The organism is Streptomyces sp. NPDC014727 (assembly GCF_043083485.1).
Lineage (GTDB): Bacteria > Actinomycetota > Actinomycetes > Streptomycetales > Streptomycetaceae > Streptomyces.
In genome coordinates this window covers 732,708-755,428 of sequence record NZ_JBIBYR010000001.1, presented here as the reverse complement: position 1 = coordinate 755,428, position 22,721 = coordinate 732,708, and the positions used below count along the sequence as shown (strand labels likewise).

Genomic DNA, 22,721 nt, shown 5'->3' with positions numbered 1-22,721 from the left:
CCGGGCTCTCCCGGCACCCCTTTCCGATGGTGGCACTCAGTGCCATAGTGCGGACATGACTCATGCGCACACGTCCGGTACGGAGCAGGCCTGGGCGGCACTCGGCGGGGATCCCGCGCTCCTCGCGCGCATCGGGACGAGTGGCCCCGAGGGTCTGCTGCCCTCCCGGCTGCCCGTCATGGAGCTGGCCCGTTCCGCCGTCGCGGTCTGCTCCCTGGCCGCCGCCGAACTGGCCGCCCGCCGCACCGGGCACCCGGTGCCCCGGGTCCACGTCGACGCCGGCGCGGTGGCCACGGCGTTCACCAGCGAGCGCCATCTGCGGATCGACGGGCGCGCGCCGATGTCCTTCGCCCCGCTGTCCCGGTTCTGGCGCACGGCGGACGGCTGGGTCCGTACACATGCCAACTACCCGCACCATCGGGCCCGGCTGCTCGCCACGCTGGGGCTGCCGCCGGACACCTCGGACGACCTCGCCGTGGCCGCCGTCGCCGCCTCGTTCGCCGGGCGGCGGGGCGACGAGATCGAGCAGACCGTGTACGCCGCGGGCGGCCTGGCCGTCGCGGCCCGTACCCCCGGGGAGTGGTCGGCCGACCCTCGGGGTGCCGCGGTGGCGGGCACCCCGCTGGTGACCGGCGACCGTATCGACGGCGCGCCGGTTCGTCGGACGACGGCGCCGGCCGGCACACCGCTGCTGCCCGCCACCGGGATGCGCGTACTGGACCTCACCCGGGTCATCGCGGGCCCCGTCGCCACCCGTACGCTCGCGCTGCTCGGCGCGGACGTCCTGCGGATCGACTCCCCACGGCTCCCGGAGAGCCCGGACGCGCACGCCGACACCGGTTTCGGGAAGCGGTCGGTGAACCTGGACCTCGGCAGCCGCTTTGGCGCGGCCGTGTTCGACGAGCTGCTGGCCGAGGCGGACGTGGTCGTCATCGGCTACCGACCCGGTGCGGTCGAGCGGTTCGGGCTGACCACGGAGTCCCTGGCCGCGCGCAGACCGGGGCTGGTGATCGGGCGGCTCTCGGCCTGGGGCCACGGTCCATGGGCCGAGCGGCGCGGTTTCGACAGTCTGGTGCAGGTGGCCACCGGCATCGCCTCGGTCGAGACCACGGCCGGAGCGGAGCACCCGCCCGGCGCGCTGCCCGCCCAGGCACTCGACCACGGCACGGGCTATCTGCTGGCCGCCGCTGTGCTGCGCGCGCTGACCGCACAGCACGACGAGGGGGGCTCCCGGCTGGTCACGCTCTCGCTCGCCCGTACCGCCGCGTGGCTGCTCGACGAGCTGCCCGCCCGTCGGGAAGCGGGGGCCGCGGGTGCGTCGTACGACCCTCGGAAGTGGCTCACGGAGACGGCCGGCCCACTCGGCCGGCTGCGTCACGCCCTGCCGCCGGTCGCCTTCGACGGTTCGCCCACCGACTGGTCGCGCCCGCCCGGCCCGCTGGGGGCGGACGCGGCCGCCTGGCTCACGGCTTGATGAGCACCTTCAGCGCCGTGCGCTCGTCCATCGCCTTGTAACCGGCGGGGACGTCGTCGAGACCGATGGTCAGGTCGAAGACGGGTGACGGGTCGATCGTGCCGGACAGCACGTCGGGGAGGAGCTCCGGAATGTACGTGCGCACGGGTGCGACGCCGCCGCGCAGGGCGATGTTCCGGTCGAACATGACGCCGAGGTCCAGGCCGGTGCCGCTGCCGTGCGGTACGCCGACGTAGCCGATGGCGCCGCCGTCGCGGGTGATCCCGACGGCGGTGCGCATCGACTGCTCGGTGCCGACGGCCTCGATCACCGCGTGGGCGCCCTCGCCGCCGAGCAGTTCCCGTACGGCTTCGACGGCGGCCTCGCCGCGCTCGGCGACGACGTCCGTGGCGCCGAAGGTGCGGGCGATGTCCGTACGGACCTGGTGGCGGCCGAGCGCGATGATCCGCTCGGCGCCGAGCCGCTTGGCGGCCAGGACGCCGCACAGTCCGACCGCCCCGTCACCGACGACCGCGACCGTGCTGCCGATCTTCACGCCCGCGCCGACGGCGGCGTGATGTCCGGTGCCCAGCACATCGGACAGGGCCAGCAGAGCGGTGAGCAGATGGTCGTCGGAAGCCGCGGCCGCGGGGAGCTTGACCAGCGTGCCGTCGGCGAACGGGACGCGGACGGCCTCGCCCTGCCCTCCGTCGGAGCCGACGGAGCCCCAGAAGCCGCCCTGCGGGCAGGAGGTGGTCAGGCCCTCCGCGCAGTACGCGCAGGTGCCGTCGGACCAGACGAAGGGTGCGACGACGAGGTCACCGACGGCGAAACCGGCCACCTCGGAGCCCGCCTCCTCGACGATCCCGAGGAACTCGTGCCCGATCCGCTGGCCGGGCTCCCGGGCGGCCTCGCCGCGGTAGGCCCACAGGTCGCTGCCGCAGATGCAGGCCCGCAGGACCCGCAGGACCACATCGGTGGGCTGCTGGACCGACGGGTCCGGCACTTCCTGCACACGTATGTCGTGGGGGGCGTGGATGACGGTGGCGCGCATGCGTGGGGGTCCTTGCCGATCTCAGATGCTGGTACTCCGTTCACGGTACGCCCCAGGGGTGACACCGGCCCCTTTCGCACCCGGTGCCAGCGTTCCGGCGGTCAGCAGGAACTGCGCGGCGATGTAGGTGAGCATGATCCAGAAGTCGGGGGCGGGCAGCTGGGGCCAGTCGGCGACACCGGTGCCGATGAGCGTGTCGGAGAGCAGGAAGAGCGCCCCGCCGACGGCCGCGTACCGGCCGCGGGTGCCGGCCCGGTAGGCCATGGCTGTGAGCAGCAGGCTGTAGCCGGTCATCGGAATCCGCATGTCCGCCGGCAATCCGCTCCAGAGCAGCGCGACGACGGTGACCAGGACGGCCGCGTACACCGCCCCGACGGCCGGGGAACTCCGGGCACGTCCGAAGAGCAGCAGGTAGCAGACGTGCCCCGCGGCGAAGGAACCCATCCCGATGAGGAAGGTGGCATCGGCGTCGGGCAGCAGGAGCGTGTCGCCGCCCCAGCCGAACAGGAGTGCCGCGATGAGCAGCCGGGGGCCGCGCCGGGCGGCGGCGTACCCGGCCAGCAGCGGCATCAGCAGGGGCTTCGCGACGAGGTGGGCGACCGGGACGTCGGCGAGCACGCCGAACAGGTCGACGACGGCGGCCAGAAGGAAGGCTACGAGCAGCGGTCGTACGAGACGTTCCCGCCGGTCCGGGAGGGTGTCGGCGCTCATCCGATGCGCTCCTGGGCGGGGAGGGGCGTGGGTGCGGCCGTTGTGGACGGCTGCCAGCCGGGGCCGCGGAAGATCCGCCCGGCGCGCTCGCTCCAACTGCCCGCCGCGCGCACGTCGCGGGCGATCGCGGCGTACTCGTGGGTGGCGACGCGGAGCGGGTTGAACGTGTCGATGTTCTTGGTGAGTCCGAACACGGGCCGCTCCGTCTCGGCGGTGAAGGACCCGAAGAGGCGGTCCCACACGATCAGGATGCCGCCGAAGTTCCGGTCCAGGTAGCCGCCCTGCGACGCGTGGTGCACCCGGTGGTGGGACGGCGTGTTCAGTACGAACTCGAAGGGCCGGGGGAGTGTGCCGACGCGCTCCGTGTGCACCCAGAACTGGTAGACGAGGTTCGCCGACGAGCAGAACGCCAGCGCGGCAGGGTGGACACCGCAGGCGATGAGCGGCACGTAGAACGGCCAGACGGTCAGCGACGTCCAGGGCTGGCGCAGCGCGGTGGAGAGGTTGAACTTCCGGCTGGAGTGGTGGACCACGTGGCAGGCCCAGAGGATCCGGATGACGTGGTGTCCCCGGTGGGACCAGTAGTAGAAGAAGTCCTGCGCGAGCAGCATCAGCAGGACGGTCCACCACAGGACGGGGACGCGGAGCGGGGTCAGCTGGTAGACCGCGGTGTAGATGGCGACGATGGGCACTTTCCACAGCAGGTCGAAGACCAGGCTGCCGAGCCCCATCGTGATGCTGGTGGCGGCGTCCTTGGCCTCGTATCCGGCGGCTTCCTCATCGGGATGGAAGTGATGGAGTGCCATTTCGAGGACGGTGAGCAGCACGAAGGCCGGTATGGACCAGAGCACGACATCGGGCAGGTTCGGCGGCATGCGAGCACCGTAGAGCCGCAGGTCGGCTGCGGACTAGGGGTTGTTACCAACAAGTATGCGAGACACATTGTCAGCAGTCTTTGGTGGCTTCTGCCAATGCGGGGCCCGGACGGTCCCTGCACCGCAGCTTGAGCGGCGGAAGAACCGCCGTGCGGGGCCCGGCAGTTGCGAGGGTCCGGCCGGCCATGACGACGAACGGCAACGGTCGCCCGGACGCCGGCGGCGCCGAAGCCCCGTGCGGGCCTCCCGGAGCGCGCGGCGCCCCTCGTGCGCGCCCACGGGGACCCGTCGCATGGAACCGCCGAGGCGCCAGGCACACTCTGCGTGTTGTAGTACCCGTGACAGAAGGATGGCCCGCGCATGATCACACTCACCAAGGAAGACGGTCCCGCAGACCTGGACGGAGTGACCCATCTGTCCATCGGCGTGTCCTGGGACCCCACGGCCGGCAGCAGCGGCGGTGTCATGGGCCTGCTCCGCCGCAAGGCCGGAACGGACCTCGACCTGATCGCCGTCGCCACGCAGGACGGGGACCCGGTGCGCCTGGCCGGCCTCGACTCGCTGGACCCCATGGGAAACGGCTCCCTGGTGCACAGCGGCGACAACCAGACCGGGCGCGGGGACGGCGACGACGAGACCGTCACGGTCGAGTTCGCGCGCATCCCGCGCAACATCACGTCGATCGTGTTCGTCGCTGCCGCCTTCAAGAAGGGCAGTTCCTTCCAGAAGGCCCGCAACATCAGCTTCAAGGTCTACGACGCCACCGGGGGGAGCTCGCAGCAGGTCGCCGACATATGGCCCAGCCTGCTCACCCAGGACAACGGCTGCGCGGTGGCGAAGGCCGTGCGGTTCGGCGACACGTGGAAACTCGAAGTGATCAATGTGACGGGGAAGATCAAGCAGGGCGACGAGCATGCCCTGATGCGCTTCGCCGTCAGCAAGTAGTACGTCCCCGGGGCCGGGCGTCCGAGTGGCGCCCGGGCCCTGGGACACGGCCCGCGCCGCCGGGGCACTACTGCCGCCCCCGTGCGGTACGAGAGCCGGACCCGCTGGATGCCGTGTCGCGGTCCCAGGTGTCCGCCAGGACGCGGGCGGCCGCCGGGTCCTGGGCGGCGACGAGATGGGGCAGCTCCTCGGGGTCGGCGACCTGTGCGATGAACGGGGCGCCCAACAGCTCGTCGCCCCAGGGGCGAATCTTGTTGGCGAGCCTCCCGCTGAAGGCGAGATCCGCGTAGTCATGGTGCTCCCACAGGTCGTGGGCCAGCGGATGAAGGAGCCGACGCCGTCCACCCGGAGCAGCGCGGAGGGACCGAGCCGGTGCCGGGCCTCTTCGGGTGCGGCGAGGGCGGCGTCGGGCAGGTTGAATCCGACGTCGATGCGCCGCTCGTCCGTGAGGGCGTCGCCGCAGCAGGAACAGGAAGTCCGGTGGTTGGTCACGCCGCGAGCCTAGGTCGTGTCCGCGGCACGGGCCCTGCTCGCCGATCCGACCCGGTCCGGACGAGAAGACCGTCAGCCCCCCACCGCCCCCAACAACTCCCCTGCCGCGTACGTGACCGCCATCGCCATCGCTCCCCCGCCCATGTTCCGCAGCACCGCGGGTCCTGCCGCCGCCTCGCCCAGACGGGCGCTCCACCAGCCCGTCAGTGCCAGCGCCGCCAGTACCGACACCACGGTCACGATCAGTCGCAGCGGCGCCGGGGGCAGCACGATCGCCAGCAGCGGCAGCAGCGCGCCCACCGTGAAGGCCAGGAAGCTCGCGCCCGCCGCGTGCCACGGGTTCGTCAGCTCGTCCGGGTCGATGCCCAGCTCCACCTCGGCGTGGGCGCGGAGTGCGTCGCGTTCGGTCAGCTGGAGCGCGGCCTCGCGGGCGACCTCCCGGCTCAGCCCCTTGTCCTCCAACAGGCCGGTGAGTTCGACAAGTTCGGCCTCCGGAGTGTCGGCCAGCTCCCGCTTCTCCATGGCCAGCGCGGCCCGTTCCGAGTCGCGCTGGGTGGACACCGAGACGTACTCGCCCGCCGCCATCGACATGGACCCGGCCAGCAGTCCGGCCAGGCCCGCCGTGAGCAGGGTGGCGCGGTCGCCGGTGGCGCCGGCCACGCCGACGACCAGGCCGGCGGTGGAGACCACACCGTCGTTCGCGCCGAGGACCGCGGCGCGCAGCCAGTTCAGCCGCGCGCCGAGGCCGTTGTCGTGTGCTTCGTCATGCGTCTGGGTACCCGTCACCCGCGGATGGTCTCACCCTGCCCCGTCACCAGACGCGTACCGACCCGCCGGGCGCGAAGGCGGGGCTGGTCGCGTCGGACGGGGCCTCCTTCAGGGGTTGAGCGATCTCGTCCACCGTCGGGCCGACGGTCGCGGCGATACGGTCGAGGGCGGCCAGGTCGAAGCCGTAGACACGGGCGGCGTTGCCGCCGGTCATCGCCGCGACCTCGGAGGGCGGCAGGCCCGCGTACGCGATCCGCAGGCCCTCCCGGGAGTACGGATGGGTGCCCTCGTCGTGCGGGTAGTCGCTGCCCCACATGATCTTGTCGAGGCCGATCCGGTCCCGCAGCGGCACCTCGTGCGGTCGCATGAAGCTGGCGCCGACGTAGCAGTTGTCGCGCCACACCTCGCTCGGGCTCGCACCCATGGAAGCGGCAAGGCCCGCACCGAACTTGGACTCGGCGGTGGCGGCCCGTCCGGCCGCCGCCACCAGTCGGCCGTGGTAGTAGTCCAGCATCTCCACCACACCAGGGATCCAGCCGGATCCCTGTTCGGTGAGGACGAGTTTCAGTCCGGGATGGCGGCGGAACGCCCCGCCGAAGACCAGGTGCCACAGCGCCCGGTGCGAGAACCAGGTCGTCTCCACCATGAAGACGGCACGGGCCGCCGGTTCGTCGCCGAGCGGCGGGGAGGCCGAGCCGCCGTGGTGGTTCACCGGTACGTCGAGTTCCGCGCAGACCGCCCACAGCGGGTCGTACACCTGGGAGTACAGCTCCGGGATGCCGGAGCCGGGCGGAGCACCGGGCAGCAGGATGCCGCCGGTCAGGCCCGCCTCCTTGGTGCGGCGGACCTCTCGGACGGCCTCCTCGGGATCGTTGAGGAGGATCTGCGCGACACCCGCGCGCCGGCCCGGCGCCTGCGCGCAGAAGTCGGCGAGCCAGCGGTTGTGGGCGCGCAGACCCGCCCAGCGCTGCTCGTACTCGGCCCGGGAGGGCGCGGGCGCCATCAGGGCGGCGGAGGGGAAGAAGGGCGGGATGGTGTTGGGGAAGACCACCTCCGCGACGATGCCGTCCGCCTCCAGCTCCGTGACGCGGCGTGCGGAGTTCCAGTTGCGGTCGGCGGTGTCGGCGAGGAGGTCCTCGTACGGGTTGACGTAGGCCGTCGCCCACGCGTCGAAGTCGTCGTGGTGCTTCGTCTCCAGGTACGACCGGTAGTCGAGGAGGTCGGCTCCGGCGTGGCAGTCGGCGGAGATGACGGTGTAGCGATCCGAACGACGGTCCATCAGCCGGCCCCCAGGACCGGGAAGTCGTGGCCGGTCAGCCAGTGCCGGCCCACGTCGCGCGACCGCGCCCAGGACGCCTCGACCGCTGTCTGGTCGGGGCTCTGGCCCAGGTCGCCGGGGGTGGGACCGATGCGCTCGGCGATCGGGGCGAGCTTCGCCGTGTCGAAGCCGAAGACGTCCGCGGCGGCGAGGCCCAGCATGCGGCGGGTCTCGGCGACGGGGATGTCGTGGAAGGTGTCGCGCAGCCACTGGGCGGTGTTCGGCCAGGTGCCTTCCGGGTGGGGGAAGTCGCTGCCCCACAGGATGTTGTCGACGCCGATCTCGTACCGCTGGGCGAGTTCGCGGCGTTTGGTGTTGGTGGCGCAGACGAAGACCTGGCGGTCGAGGTACTCGTGCGGGGGCCGCCTCAGTTCGGCGAACGGCGAGAGCTTCTTTCCGCCGTGGGCACCGAGATAGAGCCGGTCCATGAACCAGAGGAGATTCGGCAGCCACCAGCAGCCGGACTCGGCGACCCCGAACCGCAGCCCGGGGTGGCGTTCGAAGGCCCCCGACCAGAGCAGGAACCAGAGCGGGCGGGACGGCCACCAGGTGACCTCGGAGACATAGATGCCGAGGTGGTCCCCGTACTCGTGGCGCGGGGCCGCTCCGGAGTGCGTGACGACCGGCATGGCCGTCTCGGCGGCGGCCGCCCACACGGGGTCGTAACGTCGGTCGTGGTACGGGGCCTTGTCCACCCACATGGAGGGGATCATGAGCGCGCCGAGCCCGGACTCCTTCGCCCGGTGGATCTCCGCGACGACCCGGTCGACCTCGCCGGTGACGGGCAACAGGGCGACCCCGCAGTGGCGTTCGGGGTTCTGCGAGACGAAGTCGGCGAGCCAGCGGTTGTGGGCCTGCGCGCCGGCCATGCCCAGCTCCGGGTCCTGGTCGCCGGAGAGCCCGAGGCCCACACCGAACGGGGCGGCGGTCCGGCTGTCGACGGCGTCCGCGTCCGGGAAGACGACCTCGGCCGCCACCCCGTCGCCGTCCAGTTCCTTCAGGCGCCGGGCGGCGTCCCAACCGCCCTTCAGGCCTTGCTCGTTGTCATGGAACCACTTGTCCGCGAAGGCCTCGTTGCGTACGCCGAGGCGGGTCATCTCCTCGCGGCGGCGGTCGCGGCCGGCGAGGAAGTCGTCGAAGTCCCGGTGGAAACGGGGGTCGAGATAGGGCCGGTACTCCTCGGTGGGAAGTCCGGCGTGGCAGTCGGAGGAGATGATCAGGTACGGGTCGTCGGTCATCGCTCGCTCCTCAGTCGAGTATGAAACTCTCCAGGTACGACGGTTCGGCCCGGTCGAGCATCGACTGCGACCTGGCGCGGATCTGCCGGTCGCTGTGCTCGCTCTCCGGCAGCATCCAGAAACGGTCGGCGCGTATCCCGTCCACGACGGTCTGCGCGACGTCCTCGACCGGGGTGAACTCCACCTCGTGGCCCGCCTCCCGCATGGCGGACTCCCACTGGTCGAGGCTGCGGTACGGGGTCCTGCGCGGGCGCTCCTTGGCGTACCGCTCGGGCCGGTTGCGGTGCGACTCCCACAGCCCGGTGCGGAGCATGTGCGGGCCGGGGAAGAGCACCGAGGCGCCGACCGCCGCCCCCTCCGCCTTCAGATGCGCGTACAGCGACTCGGTCATCGTGACGACGGCGGACTTGGTGACCGCGTACACGGAGGCGGTCGGCAGCGGGGCGATCCCGCCGTCGCCGGACGAGGTGTTGACGACGTGCCCCGGGCCGCCGTCCGCAATCATGCGGGGCACGAACGCCTGGATGCCGTGGAAGACACCCCACACGTTGACGGCGAAGGCCCACTTCCAGTCGTTCGGCTCGTGCTCCCACATCCGACCCTCGGCCCCGGAGCCGACACCGGCGTTGTTGCACAGCACGTGCACCGCGCCGAAGGTGTCGTACGCGGCTTCGGCCATGGCCTGTACGGACTCCCGTTCGCCGACGTCGACGACCCGGGCCAGCACCCGCGCGCCCTCCCGGCGCAGTTCGTCCGCCGCCCTCTCCAGCGCGCCCTCCTCCACATCGGCGAGGACGACCTTCAGCCCCTCGGCCGCGAACCTGCGCGCCAGCGCGAGGCCGATGCCGCTCGCCGCACCCGTGACGACGGCGACCTGGCCCTCCTCCAGCCTCATCGGGCACTCCCTTCCGGCGGGCCGTCATGGATCTGCTGCGGGTCGTCGTAACGCTGGTGGATGTACGGCAGCAGCGCCTCGGCGCTCACCCGCCGCACGGCTTCGCCCCGCTGGTCGCTGGTCTTCTCGCCGATGGTGAGGTCGACCAGCCGGCGCACGGGGAGGTCAGCGACCGGGTCGTACACCGACTCGCGCAGCACCACGTCGCCCGAGATCCTCTCCAGCCTGCGGACCTTCTCGTGGCGGGTGCAGTGGATCAGGACGGGGGCGGAGTCGAAGCCCTCGCCGTCCACGGCGGGCAGGAACTTGAAATAGAAGTCGAGCTTGGCCGTCGGTTCCGGCAACGGAAGCGGTCCGCCGACCGCGCCGCGCACCTCGACGAACGCGATCCCGTGCCGGGCGAGTGCGGCACGGACGACGAGACCGTCGCGTTCGACGGTCACCTCACCGAGCTTCTTCGGTTCGCCGAACACCTCACGGCCGCCGATCAGCGCCCGTTCATGGGTCATCGGCATGACGAGCGGATACCAGCCCTCGTGCCCGTCATGGACGGCGGCGACGGAGACGGAGCCCGCGCCGAGTGGATAACCGGGCAGTTCGACCGTGCTGATGTTGGCCCGGACCAGCGGGCGTCCGGCGGGTTCGAGGGGCGGCGGGAGAACGGCCGCCACCGCGTCGGGGTCGCTCTCCCAGAGGGCCACCACACCGGTGGACCAGATGTCGGGGAGCTTGGAGCGGGCCGCGCGGGCCGCCGCGATCTCGGCCGTGGTGCGCGCGCCGTACCGTACACGTGCCATGCCGTACCACCCTTCTCGGCCGTCCGTGGACCGGTCGGCCGTGAATCGGTTCTCCGTGTCTCCGTGACTCCGTGACTCCGTGACTTCTCGTCTTCGTTTCTTCGCGTCTTCGCGTCTTCGCGTCTTCGCGTCTTCGCGTCTTCGCGTCTTCGCGTCTTCGCGTCTTCGCGTCCGGGCCTTCCATAGGGTTCTGTAACACAGTTACACCGTCGTCGATGAAGGGTAAATAGACGTGCACGTAACGGAGTTCGGAAGTCAAGGAGCACTGTGCCGCGATCGTCACTGACCCGCGAAGAGGTCCTGGAAACGGCCGCCGCCCTGGTGAGGCGACACGGCTCGCAGTCCCTCACCATGCGTGGGCTCGCCGCCGAACTCGGCACGGCGGTCACGTCGATCTACTGGCACGTCGGCAACCGCGAGTCATTGCTGGACGCCCTCGTCGAGCGCACCGTGCGGGAGATGGGCACCCTCCGCCCCGCCGGCCGGACCCCGGCGTCCCGCATCGTCTCCGTCGCCCGCGGTCTGCGCCGTGAACTGCGGGCCCGTCCGCATCTGATCGCGATGGTCCATGAACGGGGCCTCACCGAGCGGATGTTCCTCCCCGCGCAGCAGGCCCTCGTCCGCGAGGTGCACGCCGCGGGGCTGCGCGGGGCGCGGGCGGCCGCCGCGGTCCGGGCGGTGCAATTCCACACCGTCGGCTTCCTGCTCGTCGAACGCAACCGCGAGCGTTCCCCCGTGCAGTCCCCCGGCGAGGGCGATCTGTGGACCGTGGCCGCCTCGGAGGACGACCCGGCACTGGCCCGCGCACTGGCCCGGCCCGCAGATCCGGACCGGCTGTTCACGGATTCCGTACGGGCCTTGGTGGCGGGGCTGCTGGCCGGCCCCGTACAGCACGCCTCGCGCCCCGGAACCTCCGCGCCGGAGCGGGAGGCGGCCGAATAGGAGACTGTCAGTCGCGGCCCGTATTCTCTGTGACCATGCTCGACGACCGCCAGACCGCAGCACCGTGGCCGACCGCGTACCCGCAGGGGTACGCGGTCGTCGACGTGGAGACCACCGGACTCGCACGGGACGACCGGATCGTGTCCGCCGCCGTCTACCGCCTGGACGCGCAGGGCGATGTCGAGGACCACTGGTACACCCTCGTCAACCCCCAGCGTGATCCCGGTCCTGTCTGGATCCACGGACTGACCAGCGACGTCCTCGAAGGCGCTCCGCTCTTCCCGGAGATCGCCGCCGAACTGTCCGAACGGCTCGCGGACCGTGTGCTCGTCGCGCACAACGCGGCCTTCGACTGGTCGATGCTGGCCCGGGAGTACGCACGGGCCTCGGTCACCGCCCCCGTCGAGCACCGGCTGTGCACCATCGCCCTCTCCAAGGAACTGCGGCTGCCGCTGCCCAACCACAAGCTGGAGTCGCTGGCCGCGCACTTCGGGGTCGTGCAGCAGCGCGCCCACCACGCGCTGGACGACGCCAGGGTGCTGGCCGAGGCGTTCCGGCCGAGTCTGCACGCGGCGGCGCGGGGCGGGGTGCGGCTGCCGCTGCTGGAGTGCCGGCCGCTGACCGAGTGGTCGGACTCCCCGGTCACGCCCCGGATCGGGTACCAGCCTTCGTACGGTCACACCAGCTGGCGTCCCTCGCGCAAGCGTCCGGCGTGCCCGTATCCGAACCCCGGACGGTACGAGAAGGACAAACCCCTCATGCAGGGCATGCGGGTCGCGTTCTCCGGGGACACCTCCGTCGACCGCGAGTTGTTGGAGGACCGGGCCGTGGAGGCCGGGCTGCATGTGGCGACCAGCGTGTCCCGGCTGACCAGTCTGCTCGTCACCAACGACCCGGACTCGGCGACGTCGAAGACGGTGAAGGCGAAGTCGTTCGGCACCCCCGTCCTGGACGAGAGCGCCTTCACGCATCTGCTGCGCGATGTGGCGCCGGCCCGGACGCAGCCGGCCGCGCCGTCATCGGAGTGAACCGGGGCGACTCGCCCGCCCGCCGCTCGCCCGCCGCGGCTCCGGCGTCCCACCCTGTGGCGCATGGCACGTTGCGAGGTTTGCGGAAACGACTACGGCATGTCCTTCGAGGTGCACGCGCAGGGCGCCGTGCATGTCTTCGACTGCTTCTCCTGCGCCATTCACCGCATGGCGCCCATCTGTGAACACTGCAGGGTCCAGATCATCGGCCAGGGTGTCGAGGTCGACGGGCACTGGTTCTGCGGCGGTCACTGCGCCCGCGCCGAGGGGAAGGTGGGCATCATCGACAAAGTCTGACCCACCGGCCGCCGCGCCCCCTTCCCCCACCCCTGCGCGATGCACCCCATGACGCAGTTGTACCGTCATGGGGTGTACCGCTTCCTGTTGACCCGGCAGTGGCTGATCCTCGCCCTCCTCTCCCTCGTGCTGATTCCCACGATGATCGAGCTGGGGTTCTGGCAGCTGCACCGGCATGAGCACAAGGTCGCGCAGAACGCACTGATCTCCCGCAACCTCAAGGCGAGACCGGTTCCTGTCGCCTCGCTCACCTCCCCGGGCCACACGGTTCCGCGCTCCGACTACTGGCGCACGGTGACCGCCACGGGTACGTACGACACCGCGCACGAAGTGGTCGTACGCCGCAGGACCTCCACCGACGGCCGGATCGGTGTCCACGTCCTGATCCCGCTCGACCTCAAGGGCGGCGGCACGGTCCTGGTCAATCGCGGCTGGGTGCCCTCCGCCGAGAGTCAGCGCGCCTTCCCCCACGTGCCCGCCGCGCCCAGGGGCGAGGTGACCGTCACCGGACGGCTCAAGGCCGACGAGACGACGAGTGCCAGCGGCATCAAGGACATCTCGGACCTGCCGGATCGCCAGGTGATGCTGATCAGCAGCTCGCAGGAGGCCAAGAGGCTCTCCCGGCCGGTGCTCGGCGGGTACATCGAGCAGACCGGCCCCGAGCCGGCCGGCGGCTCCCCGGAACTGATCGCCTCCCCCGACGACGGCTCGATCGGCCCGCACATGGCGTACGCCGTGCAGTGGTGGCTGTTCGCCGCCGGTGTTCCGGTCGGCTTCGTGGTCCTCGCCCGCAGGGAGAAGCGCGACCGGACGGAGGCCGCGGCCAAGGCCGCCGCCGAGGAGCGGGAGACGTCCGGCCCGCAGCAGCCGGAACCCGCGAAGGCCTGAGCCCGGCCCTGCGGCTGCCGGCCGGACCGTCCGGGCTCTGCGTCGGCGTGACCCCCCGCTTCTCGTGGGACAGGAACTGCTTAACGGGGTCCAGGTTCGGGAACACGCCAGAACGTGACCCCACGCATCGAGGACTACGCCCTCATCGGCGATCTGCAGACAGCCGCCCTGGTCGGCAGGAACGGTTCCGTGGACTGGCTCTGTCTGCCCCGCTTCGACTCGGGCGCCTGTTTCGCGGCCCTCCTCGGCAACGAGGACAACGGCCACTGGCGGATCGCCCCGAAGGGCGCCGACTCCTGCACCCGGCGCCGCTATGCGGGTGACTCCCTCGTCCTGGAGACGTACTGGGTGACCCGTACCGGCACGGTCAAGGTCATCGACTTCATGCCGCAGCGCGACCAGGAACCCGATGTCATGCGGATCGTCGAGGGCATCAGCGGCACCGTCGACATGACCTCCGTGATCCGGCTGCGCTTCGACTTCGGCACGGTCGTGCCGTGGGTGCGCCGCTCAGAGGGGCACCGGGTGGCGGTCGCGGGACCGGATTCCGCCTGGCTGCGCAGCGAACCGCCGGTCAAGACCTGGGGCCAGCAGTTCTCCACCTGCTCGTCGTTCACCATTTCCACCGGCGAGCGGGTGGCGTTCGTCCTGACCTGGCACCCCTCCCACTCGCCCCGCCCCGATCTCGTCGACCCGTTCGAAGCCCTGGAGAACACTCTGTCCGACTGGGCCGAGTGGTCCGCACAGTGCAAGTACCGGGGCCCGTACCGGGAGGCGGTGATCCGTTCGCTGATCACGCTGAAGGCGCTCACCTTCGCCCCGACCGGCGGCATCGTGGCGGCTCCCACCACCTCGCTGCCCGAGGAGATCGGCGGCGTACGGAACTGGGACTACCGCTACTGCTGGCTGCGGGACTCCACGCTCACCCTCGGCGCCCTCGTCTCGGCCGGCTATCTGGAGGAGGCCGCCGCCTGGAGGGACTGGCTGCTGCGGGCCGTTGCCGGGGACCCGGCCGATCTGCAGATCATGTACGGCCTGGCGGGCGAGCGCCGGCTGCCCGAGTCGGAGCTCCCGTGGCTGAGCGGTTACGAGAACTCCACCCCGGTCCGGATCGGCAACGCAGCGGTCCGCCAGCGCCAACTCGATGTGTACGGCGAGGTCATCGACTCGTTGCGGCTCGCGCGCGAGGCGGGTCTGGACGAGAGGCCGCACGCCTGGAATCTGCAGCTCAGCCTGCTCGGCTTCCTGGAGTCGGCCTGGCGCGAGCCGGACGAGGGCCTGTGGGAGATCCGTGGCCAGCGCCGCCACTTCGTGCACTCCAAGGTGATGGCCTGGGTCGCCGCCGACCGTGCCGTGCGCTCCCTGGAGAAGAACCCTTCGCTGGCCGGCGACGCGGACCGGTGGCGGGCGATGCGGGACGCCGTGCACCGGGAGGTGTGCGAGAAGGGCTTCGACCCGGTACGGAACACCTTCACCCAGTCCTACGGCTCCCGGAATCTGGACGCCGCCACGCTGCTGATCGCCCGGAGCGGTTTCCTGCCGCCGGACGATCCCCGGATGATCGGGACGGTCGACGCGGTCCGGGAGGAGCTGGGCAGCGGCTGCCTGGTCCGCCGCTACAGCACGGACGGCTCCTCGATCGACGGGCTGCCCGGCAGCGAAGGAGCCTTTCTGGCCTGCTCGTTCTGGCTGGCCGACGCCCTGCTCCTGACCGGGCGCGCCGAGGAGGCCGGAGAACTCTTCGAGCAGCTCCTGACACTCCGCAACGATGTGGGTCTGCTCGCCGAGGAGTACGACATCGTCGGGCAGCGGCAGCTCGGCAACTTCCCGCAGGCGTTCAGCCATATCGGACTGGTGGGCACCGCCATGGCGCTGGCCGGGGAGGACACGCTGGAGGGCAGCACGGCAGGATAGGCCCCATGGATCTTGGACTGAAGGACCGTGTGTACATCGTCACCGGAGCGACCCGGGGGCTGGGCAACGCCACCGCTCGGGCGCTGGCCGAGGACGGCGCGAGGGTGATCATCACCGGTCGGGACGAGAAGCGCGCCGAGTCGGCCGCCGCCGACCTGGGGCCGGACGCCGTCGGCGTCGCCGCCGACAACGGCGACCCCGCCTCCGCGCAGCGCCTGGTGGACGGCGCGCACGAACGCTTCGGACGGCTCGACGGCATTCTGATCAGCGTCGGCGGGCCGGCGCCCGGCTTCGTCGCCGACAACACCGACGAGCAGTGGCAGTCTGCCTTCGAGTCGGTGTTCCTGGGCGCGGTGCGCCTGGCCAGGGCCGCGGCGGCCACGCTCGGCGAGGGCGGCGTCATCGGTTTCGTGCTCTCCGGCTCCGTGTACGAGCCGATCGCCGGGCTGACGATCTCCAACGGTCTGCGCCCCGGTCTGGCCGGATTCGCCAAGTCCCTGGCCGACGAGCTCGGCCCCCGGGGCATCCGGGTGGTGGGCGTGCTGCCGGGCCGGATCGGCACGGACCGGATGCGTGAGCTGGATGCGCTCTCGGGCGATGCGGAAGCCTCTCGTGCGGCCAATGAGGCAGGTATTCCGCTGCGGCGCTACGGCACGCCGGATGAGTTCGGCCGGACCGCTGCGTTCCTGCTCTCGCCCGCGGCGTCGTATCTGACGGGCGTCATGCTGCCGATCGACGGCGGCTCCCGGCACGGCTTCTGAACCGGGCCGCTGCGCCGATGACCGGACGGGGCACTCTCCTCGTCCCCGTCCGGTCATCGCGGACAGCCGTCGCGCGGCCGGTCAACTCACCCTTTCCGCACGGTGCTTGACCGCCCTCAACCGCACCTCGGCCGGCAGCTGCGCCAGCCCCGCGGAATCCCGTGCATGGGCCAGCGCCTCGTCGCCGAGGCGGCCGAGCGTCTCCTCCGGCGCCGCGTGCGGCTCCATCAGCAGACGGATCCTGGCGTGCGGTGAACTGCGCCGGCCGGTCAGCACGACCTGGGCTCGGGCCACGCCGTCCAGGTTTCCCGCCTCGTCGGCGAGCGCTCCTTCCAGGGCCCGGCCCCTGAGCAGCGCGCCCTCGCCGTCACCGCTGTCCACCAGCACCTCGGCGAGGCGGGCCCGGCGCGGCTGGGCCAGCAGCCACCACAGGGCGAGGACGACCACGATCGCGAGGGCCGCGATCACCGTCGGCCACCACCAGCCCTCGCCGCGCCAGCGGTCCCGGTCGGCCTCGCTGAGGAGCACATCGCTCCTGCCGTACCAGGGCCACCAGGACGGCACGGCGAGACCGAGCCCGGCGGCGAGCACCGCACCGCCGACGCAGACCAGCACCACCGCGGCCAGGCCGAGCAGTATCCGGTTGACGGTCCTGAGCAACGGGCTCACCCCTTTCTCGTGGGACGGCGGACATGCACGGACAGTCGCGGCGGCCTGGCCAGCCCCAACTCCTTGATGCCGGTCGCGAGCACGGTGTCCAGATCGGCCCGCACGTCGTCGAGCTCGCGGAAGTGCGACACCGCACGCACCACGGCCCTGGTCCGGCTCATCCGGACCCGTACCGACTGCACACCGGAGATCTCGACGGCCCGGTCGCGCAGGGCCAGAGCCGCCGCGGGCCGGTCGAGTCCCGCCCGTACTCCGGGCCGGTCGCGGCGCATCGGCAGCACGGCGCGGAGTCCTGGGGTGACGGCGAGCACCAGCAGCCACAGCCCGATCGCCACGGCGGCCGCGGCGCCGGCCAGCACCCAGACGTCGTCCAGCGGCCGGTGGGCGAGTTCGTCGGCCAGTGTGCGGCGCCATCTCATCGCGGGGCGGTCGGCCCGTACCGCCGCCACGTCGTAGAGCAGCAGACCGGTGGCGCCGAGGACCACCAGGGCGAGGACCGCCGCGGGGATGCGGCGCGCGGACCAGAAGCGGCCCGCCCTGCCGTCGCCGTCCTGCCGGACGGGCACCGGGTCGTACGCCGCGGAGGAGGCGGACTGGTCGAGTCCGAGCAGGTCCCTCTGTTCGACGGGCCGGGCGGTGGGCGGCCGTCCTGTGCCGTGTTCCGGGTCCTGGGGCTCCGTCATCGGACCCTCCCCCGTGCCGCGACACCCGCTCCCGTCGGATACAGGCGCTCGACCCGTACGGCGACCTCGGGCACCTCCATTCCGGCCAACGCCATCACCCGCTCGACGACGTGCCGACGCACCACGCCGCACTGGCGGCCGATGTCGGTGGGGTATCCGAGCTCCAGGCTCACCCGCACCCGGGCGGCGCCCCGGTGCACCGTGACCGTGGCACGCGGCGAGGCGCCCTCCTCCGGCGGTTCGTCGATCGCCTCCTTCGCCGCCTGTGCGGCGATCTTCGCGACCACCCGGTCGGCGATCCTGGTCTCCCCGCGCTCACCGGCGGCCACCCGGCCGCTCAACCCCGTCACCGCCGTCGGTCGCCGCGCTCGCGACCCCGGAAGAAGTCGCCGGGCTCCAGGTCGCCCTCCAGGAAGCGACCCACGACGAAGCCGATCGCCCCCAACGCGGCCACCAGTACAAAGGCCCCGAATCCCCCGAAGTATCCGGCGAATCCGAGTGCCATGCCGGCCACCAGGCCGACCACAGCCATGTTCATCCTGTGCTCCTCAACCGCCTCGCGTCAGAGGCCTACTGGAGACGTGGCTCGGGCTCTTCTTCTTCCTCGTCGGGCAGCTTCACATCGCTGACCGCGATATTGACCTCGACGACTTCGAGGTCCGTCATCCGCTCGACCGCCGCAACGACGTTCTCCCGTACGTCCCGGGCGACATCGCCGATCGACACTCCGTAGTCGACGACGATCTCCAGGTCGAGGGCTGTCTGCGATTCGCCGACCTCCGCCTTGACCCCCCGGGTGACGGACTTGCCTCCGCCCGGAACCCGTTCGCGCACCGCCCCGAACGTACGCGCGAAGCCGCTGCCCATCGCATGGACGCCGACCACGTCACGGGCTGCCATTCCCGCGATCTTCTCCACCACGCCGTCGGCGATGGTCGTGCGGCCACGGGTGGCGGGGTCTCCGCCGCCGCGCTTGATGAGCGGGCTCGATTCCTTGTCGGGGCTGTTGGGACGGTTCCGCTGTGGGGTCTCGGTCATCGTCACTCTTCCCTTCGGGGCAGGTAGGACTCGTTGCCCACATTAGGTGCGCTTTCCCCATCTCGCGCCGTGGATGCGGCAGGCTGGGGAAATGACGACGGCTGACAGCCCGCACGGGGTCGACGGGTGGACGGCGGCGGTTCGGCGACGGCTCGGACCGGGCCGGCTGCTTCCACTGGGCGGCCCGGCGGACGGGGCATGGATCTCGGAGCGGGCCGCGGTGGCGGTGCTGCGTGACGCGGTGGGCGGACCGGTACCCGGTCCGGTGCTCGGGGAGCTCAGGATCCGGGTGGCGGATCCGGACGGGGCCCCGGCCCCGGAGGTGGAACCGCCGCCGAGCGGGCTGCCGCCGGGGCCGCTGTGGATGGAGGCGACCATGTCGGCGATGTCCGACCGGCCGCTGCCCGCGGCGGCGTCCGCGCTGCGCTCGGCGTTGCTGACGGCGGCCGGGCAGCGGCTGGGTCTGGTGGTCGCCGGGGCCGATCTTCGGGTGACGGAACTGCTGGACACCCCGGCCCGGCCGGTGCGGGCGCCCGCACCGGCCGGGGTGCCCACGGCGAGCCCGCAGGGGCCGGCGGGGATCGCGGCCGCGGCTGTTCCCGGTGTCGTGACGCTGACCCGGGTACTGGGCGATGCCGTGCACACCGGGCCCGATCATGTGCGGGTGGAGCTGGCGACCGATCCGGACCATCGGGCGCTCGACGTGGCACGTGCGGTGCGCGGCGCGGTGGCGGCCGCGGTGGACGGGAACCCCTCGGTCGCGGTGCTGGTCACGGCGGTGGTGGGGCGGGACTGATCGCCGGACGGGCGGAGAACCGGGCCCGCCCGGCAACGGCGGTCGTCGGTGCTCAGTCGGTGATGCCCGCCAGGTCGCGCAGTCGCCGGCCCTGCGCGGCGCGTTCGGCGGTGCGCTGCTCCTCGTAGCCACGGGAGACGGCGCCGCTCAGCAGCGCCTTGGTCTCCACGACCGCGTCGCGCGGGGCGGCCAGCAGCGCGCCGGCCAGGTCGCGGGCCGCGGAGTCCAGCTCGTCGCCGGGGACCACGAGGTTGGCCAGTCCGGTGCGCTCGGCCTCCTCGGCGTGCACGAAGCGGCCCGTGGCACAGATCTCGAGCGCGCGGGCGTACCCCACCAGGTGCACCAAGGGGTGGGTGCCGGTGAGGTCGGGGACGAGACCGAGGCTGGTCTCACGCATGGCGAACTGCACGTCCTCGGCGACGATCCGCAGATCGCAGGCGAGAGCGAGCTGGAATCCGGCACCGATCGCATGCCCCTGGACGGCCGCGATCGACACGATGTCGTTGCGGCGCCACCAGGTGAACGCCTCCTGGTACTCGGCGATGGTCGCGTCGAGCTCGGACTCCGGGCCGCGCGCCATGTCGTGGAAGGACGGCTCGCCGTCGAACCCCTCGGGGGTGAACGCCTGCCGGTCGAGACCCGCGGAGAAGGACTGGCCCTCGCCACGGAGCACGACGACCCGCACACTGCCGGGCAGCGCCCGTCCGGCCTCCGTCAACGCCCGCCACAGAGCGGGGGACTGAGCGTTGCGCTTGGCCGGATTGGTGAGGGTCACCGTGGCAACCGCGTCATCGACGGTGAGTCGTACGCCGTCCTGGTCGAGCACAGAGTCGAGCGAGGTCATGGAGCCCCTCCGGTTCAGGTCGGTCAGCAGCTAAGTGACTGAACAGTAACCACCCGATCGACATCACGATCGACCGGGTGGGCACCGCCGAAACCGGTGAGCCCCGGGACGGGCCTGACGGCCCTGCCCCGATCCGCCGAGGGCCGTCAGGCCGTGGCGGCCTTCTTGCCTCGTGTCGCTCCGCCGCGTCCACGCAGCGTGACTCCGGACTCACTGAGCATCCGGTGGACGAATCCATAGGAGCGGCCGGTCTCTTCGGCCAACGCCCGGATGCTCGCACCGGAGTCGTACTTCTTCTTCAGGTCTGCCGCGAGCTTGTCGCGCGCGGCGCCGGTAACCCGGCTGCCCTTCTTCAGAGTCTCGGCCACCCGTGCCTCCTCATGGGAAGTGCGCTCTGGACTCTCATGATCACCCCTCGGGGGCTTCCTGGCCACCCATTCGGCAAGGTCCGTGCCACCGGATTACCGCCTGAGGAACGGGCCTACACGACCGGAATCCCGCATTCCGTGGGGCTGTGGAGAAGGGTGGGGACCAGCCAGGGATGAACCGCCAGGTCAGGGCCACACGGGGATCGCCGGCCCCGAACGGGTGCGCCCGGCAGCCATCTGCCGGGCGCCGCGCCGAGGTACGAGACGTACTCACGCAGATGATGGATCACGCGTAGGCCGAATGATCCATTCGGAGTGGATCAGACGGTGACCGGACGGGGATCAGGCCAGGGCGACCAGGTCCCGGTAGTCCGCACCCCACAGGTCCTCGACCCCGTCCGGCAGCAGGATGATCCGCTCCGGTTGGAGGGCCTCGACCGCCCCCTCGTCGTGCGTGACGAGGACGACGGCGCCCTTGTACGTGCGCAGCGCGCCGAGGATCTCCTCGCGGCTGGCCGGGTCGAGGTTGTTCGTCGGCTCGTCCAGGAGCAACACATTGGCGGAGGAGACCACCAGGGTCGCGAGCGCCAGACGGGTCTTCTCACCGCCGGAGAGGACTCCGGCGGGCTTGTCGACGTCGTCGCCGGAGAAGAGGAACGAGCCCAGCGTCTTGCGGACCTCGACGAGGTCCAGATCCGGCGCGGCGGAGCGCATGTTCTCAAGGACGGTGCGCTCCGGGTCGAGGGTCTCGTGCTCCTGGGCGTAGTAGCCGAGCTTGAGCCCATGGCCCTCGATGACCTCGCCGGTGTCGGGCTTCTCGGCACCGCCGAGCAGCCGGAGCAGCGTGGTCTTGCCCGCGCCGTTGAGGCCGAGGATGACGACCCGGGAGCCCTTGTCGATGGCGAGGTCCACATCGGTGAAGATTTCGAGCGAGCCGTACGACTTGGACAGACCCTCCGCCATCAGGGGGGTCTTGCCGCACGGCGAGGGCTCGGGGAAGCGGAGCTTGGCAACCTTGTCGGAGACCCGGACGGCCTCCAGGCCGGAGAGCAGCCGCTCGGCACGCTTGGCCATGTTCTGCGCGGCGACGGTCTTGGTGGCCTTGGCGCGCATCTTGTCGGCCTGCGAGTTGAGGGCCGCGGCCTTCTTCTCGGCGTTCTGCCGCTCGCGCTTGCGGCGCTTCTCGTCCGCCTCTCGCTGCTGCTGGTAGAGCTTCCAGCCCATGTTGTAGATGTCGATCTGCGAGCGGTTGGCGTCGAGGTAGAAGACCTTGTTGACGACCGTCTCGACGAGCTCGACATCGTGGGAGATCACGATGAAGCCGCCGCGGTAGGTCTTGAGGTAGTCGCGCAGCCAGACGATCGAGTCGGCGTCGAGGTGGTTGGTCGGCTCGTCGAGCAGCAGGATGTCGGCGTCCGAGAACAGGATGCGGGCCAGCTCGACGCGGCGTCGCTGACCGCCGGAGAGCGTGTGGAGCGGCTGTCCGAGCACCCGGTCGGGCAGGCTGAGCGCGGCGGCGATGGTGGCGGCCTCGGCCTCGGCGGCGTAACCGCCCTTGGTGAGGAACTCCGTCTCCAGGCGCTCGTACTTCTTCATCGCCTTCTCACGGGTGGCGCCCTTGCCGTTCGCCATCCGTTCCTCGTTCTCACGCATCTTGCGCAGGATCTCGTCGAGACCGCGGGCGGAGAGGATGCGGTCCCGGGCGAGCACGTCGAGGTCACCGGTGCGCGGGTCCTGCGGGAGATAGCCGACCTCGCCGGAGCGCGTGATGCTGCCGCCCGCGGGGCTGCCCTCGCCCGCCAGGCATTTGGTGAGAGTGGTCTTGCCCGCACCGTTGCGGCCGACGAGGCCGATCCGGTCACCCTTGGAGATACGGAAGGAGGCGGACTCGATGAGGATGCGGGCGCCGGCGCGCAGCTCGATGCCGGAAGCGGTGATCACGGTAAA

Annotated in this window: 26 protein-coding genes; 9 read left to right on the top strand and 17 right to left on the bottom strand. The window is 71.4% G+C overall.

Translation table 11 applies throughout. From position 1 onward, the window contains the following. Positions 1-55 precede the first annotated feature (55 nt). Positions 56-1,474: a CoA transferase gene (locus tag ACF1B9_RS03485; protein WP_391739783.1), complete on the top strand. Its 1,419-nt coding sequence runs from the start codon at positions 56-58 to the stop codon at positions 1,472-1,474. Here the strand turns inward: ACF1B9_RS03485 and ACF1B9_RS03480 are convergent. Genes ACF1B9_RS03480 through ACF1B9_RS03470 form a run of 3 tightly spaced genes read right to left on the bottom strand, consistent with a single transcriptional unit; the run spans position 1,464 to position 4,093 of the window. Beyond that, complete coding sequence (locus ACF1B9_RS03480; protein WP_391739784.1) at positions 1,464-2,507, bottom strand: zinc-dependent alcohol dehydrogenase family protein; 1,044 nt, start codon at positions 2,505-2,507, stop codon at positions 1,464-1,466. The genes ACF1B9_RS03485 and ACF1B9_RS03480 overlap by 11 nt on opposite strands. Positions 2,508-2,528: 21 nt before the next feature. Next, positions 2,529-3,218 carry a lysoplasmalogenase gene (locus ACF1B9_RS03475; RefSeq protein WP_391739785.1) on the bottom strand — a complete coding sequence of 230 codons (690 nt, stop codon included), beginning with the start codon at positions 3,216-3,218 and terminating at the stop codon, positions 2,529-2,531. Continuing rightward, a complete protein-coding gene (locus tag ACF1B9_RS03470; protein WP_391739786.1) occupies positions 3,215-4,093 on the bottom strand; it encodes a sterol desaturase family protein in 879 nt (292 codons plus the stop codon). The genes ACF1B9_RS03475 and ACF1B9_RS03470 overlap by 4 nt, the downstream gene beginning before the upstream one ends. Positions 4,094-4,453: 360 nt before the next feature. Here ACF1B9_RS03470 and ACF1B9_RS03465 point away from each other — a divergent pair, with 360 nt between their 5' ends. After that, entirely contained in the window at positions 4,454-5,038 is a 585-nt protein-coding gene (locus tag ACF1B9_RS03465) for a TerD family protein (protein WP_351083685.1), read from the top strand. A 67-nt stretch (positions 5,039-5,105) separates the two neighbouring features. Here the strand turns inward: ACF1B9_RS03465 and ACF1B9_RS03460 are convergent, their stop codons facing one another. The 6 genes from ACF1B9_RS03460 to ACF1B9_RS03435 form a co-directional block, all read right to left on the bottom strand. After that, positions 5,106-5,264 carry a hypothetical protein gene (locus tag ACF1B9_RS03460; RefSeq protein WP_391739787.1) on the bottom strand — a complete coding sequence of 53 codons (159 nt, stop codon included), beginning with the start codon at positions 5,262-5,264 and terminating at the stop codon, positions 5,106-5,108. A 338-nt stretch (positions 5,265-5,602) separates the two neighbouring features. Further along, positions 5,603-6,316, bottom strand: a complete 714-nt coding sequence (locus ACF1B9_RS03455; protein WP_391739788.1) for a VIT family protein — start codon at positions 6,314-6,316, stop codon at positions 5,603-5,605. A 25-nt stretch (positions 6,317-6,341) separates the two neighbouring features. After that, positions 6,342-7,577: an amidohydrolase family protein gene (locus ACF1B9_RS03450; protein ID WP_391739789.1), complete on the bottom strand. Its 1,236-nt coding sequence runs from the start codon at positions 7,575-7,577 to the stop codon at positions 6,342-6,344. Beyond that, complete coding sequence (locus tag ACF1B9_RS03445; RefSeq protein ID WP_391739790.1) at positions 7,577-8,854, bottom strand: amidohydrolase family protein; 1,278 nt, start codon at positions 8,852-8,854, stop codon at positions 7,577-7,579. Before ACF1B9_RS03445 ends, ACF1B9_RS03450 begins: the two co-directional genes overlap by 1 nt. Before the next feature lie 10 nt (positions 8,855-8,864). Further along, entirely contained in the window at positions 8,865-9,749 is an 885-nt protein-coding gene (locus ACF1B9_RS03440) for an SDR family NAD(P)-dependent oxidoreductase (RefSeq protein WP_391739791.1), read from the bottom strand. Further along, a complete protein-coding gene (locus tag ACF1B9_RS03435) occupies positions 9,746-10,546 on the bottom strand; it encodes an acetoacetate decarboxylase family protein (RefSeq protein WP_391739792.1) in 801 nt (266 codons plus the stop codon). The genes ACF1B9_RS03440 and ACF1B9_RS03435 overlap by 4 nt, the downstream gene beginning before the upstream one ends. A gap of 267 nt (positions 10,547-10,813) precedes the next feature. Here ACF1B9_RS03435 and ACF1B9_RS03430 point away from each other — a divergent pair, with 267 nt between their 5' ends. The 6 genes from ACF1B9_RS03430 (at position 10,814) to ACF1B9_RS03405 (ending at position 16,376) form a co-directional block, all read left to right on the top strand. After that, on the top strand, positions 10,814-11,488 hold the full coding sequence (locus tag ACF1B9_RS03430; protein WP_391739793.1) for a TetR/AcrR family transcriptional regulator: 675 nt from the start codon (positions 10,814-10,816) through the stop codon (positions 11,486-11,488). Positions 11,489-11,517: 29 nt separating this feature from the next. Next, positions 11,518-12,516 carry a DEDDh family exonuclease gene (locus tag ACF1B9_RS03425; protein ID WP_391739794.1) on the top strand — a complete coding sequence of 333 codons (999 nt, stop codon included), beginning with the start codon at positions 11,518-11,520 and terminating at the stop codon, positions 12,514-12,516. A 63-nt stretch (positions 12,517-12,579) separates the two neighbouring features. After that, entirely contained in the window at positions 12,580-12,813 is a 234-nt protein-coding gene (locus ACF1B9_RS03420; RefSeq protein WP_072482991.1) for a hypothetical protein, read from the top strand. Between the two features lie 72 nt (positions 12,814-12,885). Continuing rightward, a complete protein-coding gene (locus ACF1B9_RS03415) occupies positions 12,886-13,701 on the top strand; it encodes an SURF1 family protein (protein WP_391740087.1) in 816 nt (271 codons plus the stop codon). Positions 13,702-13,815: 114 nt separating this feature from the next. Then, positions 13,816-15,615 carry a glycoside hydrolase family 15 protein gene (locus tag ACF1B9_RS03410; protein WP_391739795.1) on the top strand — a complete coding sequence of 600 codons (1,800 nt, stop codon included), beginning with the start codon at positions 13,816-13,818 and terminating at the stop codon, positions 15,613-15,615. A 5-nt stretch (positions 15,616-15,620) separates the two neighbouring features. Next, the gene (locus ACF1B9_RS03405) at positions 15,621-16,376 is read left to right on the top strand and encodes an SDR family oxidoreductase (RefSeq protein ID WP_391739796.1); all 756 of its coding nucleotides are present in this window, start codon (positions 15,621-15,623) and stop codon (positions 16,374-16,376) included. A gap of 81 nt (positions 16,377-16,457) precedes the next feature. Here the strand turns inward: ACF1B9_RS03405 and amaP are convergent, their stop codons facing one another. Genes amaP through ACF1B9_RS03380 form a run of 5 tightly spaced genes read right to left on the bottom strand, consistent with a single transcriptional unit; the run spans position 16,458 to position 18,766 of the window. Then, on the bottom strand, positions 16,458-17,036 hold the full coding sequence (amaP, locus tag ACF1B9_RS03400) for an alkaline shock response membrane anchor protein AmaP (protein ID WP_391740089.1): 579 nt from the start codon (positions 17,034-17,036) through the stop codon (positions 16,458-16,460). Positions 17,037-17,041: 5 nt separating this feature from the next. After that, the gene (locus tag ACF1B9_RS03395) at positions 17,042-17,728 is read right to left on the bottom strand and encodes a DUF6286 domain-containing protein (RefSeq protein ID WP_391739797.1); all 687 of its coding nucleotides are present in this window, start codon (positions 17,726-17,728) and stop codon (positions 17,042-17,044) included. Continuing rightward, positions 17,725-18,078: a hypothetical protein gene (locus ACF1B9_RS03390; RefSeq protein ID WP_391739798.1), complete on the bottom strand. Its 354-nt coding sequence runs from the start codon at positions 18,076-18,078 to the stop codon at positions 17,725-17,727. Before ACF1B9_RS03390 ends, ACF1B9_RS03395 begins: the two co-directional genes overlap by 4 nt. After that, entirely contained in the window at positions 18,075-18,266 is a 192-nt protein-coding gene (locus ACF1B9_RS03385) for a hypothetical protein (RefSeq protein WP_391739799.1), read from the bottom strand. Before ACF1B9_RS03385 ends, ACF1B9_RS03390 begins: the two co-directional genes overlap by 4 nt. Positions 18,267-18,298: 32 nt before the next feature. Beyond that, positions 18,299-18,766 carry an Asp23/Gls24 family envelope stress response protein gene (locus ACF1B9_RS03380; protein WP_391739800.1) on the bottom strand — a complete coding sequence of 156 codons (468 nt, stop codon included), beginning with the start codon at positions 18,764-18,766 and terminating at the stop codon, positions 18,299-18,301. 91 nt (positions 18,767-18,857) lie between these two features. Between ACF1B9_RS03380 and ACF1B9_RS03375 the strand changes: the two genes are divergently transcribed. Continuing rightward, entirely contained in the window at positions 18,858-19,562 is a 705-nt protein-coding gene (locus ACF1B9_RS03375) for a hypothetical protein (protein WP_391739801.1), read from the top strand. A gap of 52 nt (positions 19,563-19,614) precedes the next feature. Here ACF1B9_RS03375 and ACF1B9_RS03370 read toward each other — a convergent pair whose 3' ends face one another. The 3 genes from ACF1B9_RS03370 to ACF1B9_RS03360 form a co-directional block, all read right to left on the bottom strand. After that, positions 19,615-20,406, bottom strand: coding sequence for an enoyl-CoA hydratase/isomerase family protein (locus ACF1B9_RS03370; RefSeq protein ID WP_391739802.1), 792 nt, complete (start codon positions 20,404-20,406; stop codon positions 19,615-19,617). 146 nt (positions 20,407-20,552) lie between these two features. Beyond that, a complete protein-coding gene (locus ACF1B9_RS03365; protein WP_018518904.1) occupies positions 20,553-20,774 on the bottom strand; it encodes a helix-turn-helix domain-containing protein in 222 nt (73 codons plus the stop codon). Between the two features lie 342 nt (positions 20,775-21,116). Then, on the bottom strand, positions 21,117-22,715 hold the full coding sequence (locus ACF1B9_RS03360) for an ABC-F family ATP-binding cassette domain-containing protein (protein ID WP_391739803.1): 1,599 nt from the start codon (positions 22,713-22,715) through the stop codon (positions 21,117-21,119). Positions 22,716-22,721 lie beyond the last annotated feature (6 nt).

What these genes read in the sequence shown, in the direction of transcription:
- ACF1B9_RS03370 (WP_391739802.1), bottom strand. Translation starts at nt 20,406, where the DNA reads ATGACCTCGCTCGACTCTGTGCTCGACCAGGACGGCGTACGACTCACC.
- ACF1B9_RS03420 (WP_072482991.1), top strand. Translation starts at nt 12,580, where the DNA reads ATGGCACGTTGCGAGGTTTGCGGAAACGACTACGGCATGTCCTTCGAG.
- ACF1B9_RS03445 (WP_391739790.1), bottom strand. Translation starts at nt 8,854, where the DNA reads ATGACCGACGACCCGTACCTGATCATCTCCTCCGACTGCCACGCCGGA.
- ACF1B9_RS03465 (WP_351083685.1), top strand. Translation starts at nt 4,454, where the DNA reads ATGATCACACTCACCAAGGAAGACGGTCCCGCAGACCTGGACGGAGTG.
- ACF1B9_RS03480 (WP_391739784.1), bottom strand. Translation starts at nt 2,507, where the DNA reads ATGCGCGCCACCGTCATCCACGCCCCCCACGACATACGTGTGCAGGAA.
- ACF1B9_RS03450 (WP_391739789.1), bottom strand. Translation starts at nt 7,577, where the DNA reads ATGGACCGTCGTTCGGATCGCTACACCGTCATCTCCGCCGACTGCCAC.
- ACF1B9_RS03405 (WP_391739796.1), top strand. Translation starts at nt 15,621, where the DNA reads ATGGATCTTGGACTGAAGGACCGTGTGTACATCGTCACCGGAGCGACC.
- ACF1B9_RS03380 (WP_391739800.1), bottom strand. Translation starts at nt 18,766, where the DNA reads ATGACCGAGACCCCACAGCGGAACCGTCCCAACAGCCCCGACAAGGAA.
- ACF1B9_RS03435 (WP_391739792.1), bottom strand. Translation starts at nt 10,546, where the DNA reads ATGGCACGTGTACGGTACGGCGCGCGCACCACGGCCGAGATCGCGGCG.
- ACF1B9_RS03485 (WP_391739783.1), top strand. Translation starts at nt 56, where the DNA reads ATGACTCATGCGCACACGTCCGGTACGGAGCAGGCCTGGGCGGCACTC.
- ACF1B9_RS03385 (WP_391739799.1), bottom strand. Translation starts at nt 18,266, where the DNA reads ATGAACATGGCTGTGGTCGGCCTGGTGGCCGGCATGGCACTCGGATTC.
- ACF1B9_RS03470 (WP_391739786.1), bottom strand. Translation starts at nt 4,093, where the DNA reads ATGCCGCCGAACCTGCCCGATGTCGTGCTCTGGTCCATACCGGCCTTC.
- ACF1B9_RS03475 (WP_391739785.1), bottom strand. Translation starts at nt 3,218, where the DNA reads ATGAGCGCCGACACCCTCCCGGACCGGCGGGAACGTCTCGTACGACCG.
- ACF1B9_RS03395 (WP_391739797.1), bottom strand. Translation starts at nt 17,728, where the DNA reads ATGACGGAGCCCCAGGACCCGGAACACGGCACAGGACGGCCGCCCACC.
- ACF1B9_RS03375 (WP_391739801.1), top strand. Translation starts at nt 18,858, where the DNA reads ATGACGACGGCTGACAGCCCGCACGGGGTCGACGGGTGGACGGCGGCG.
- ACF1B9_RS03440 (WP_391739791.1), bottom strand. Translation starts at nt 9,749, where the DNA reads ATGAGGCTGGAGGAGGGCCAGGTCGCCGTCGTCACGGGTGCGGCGAGC.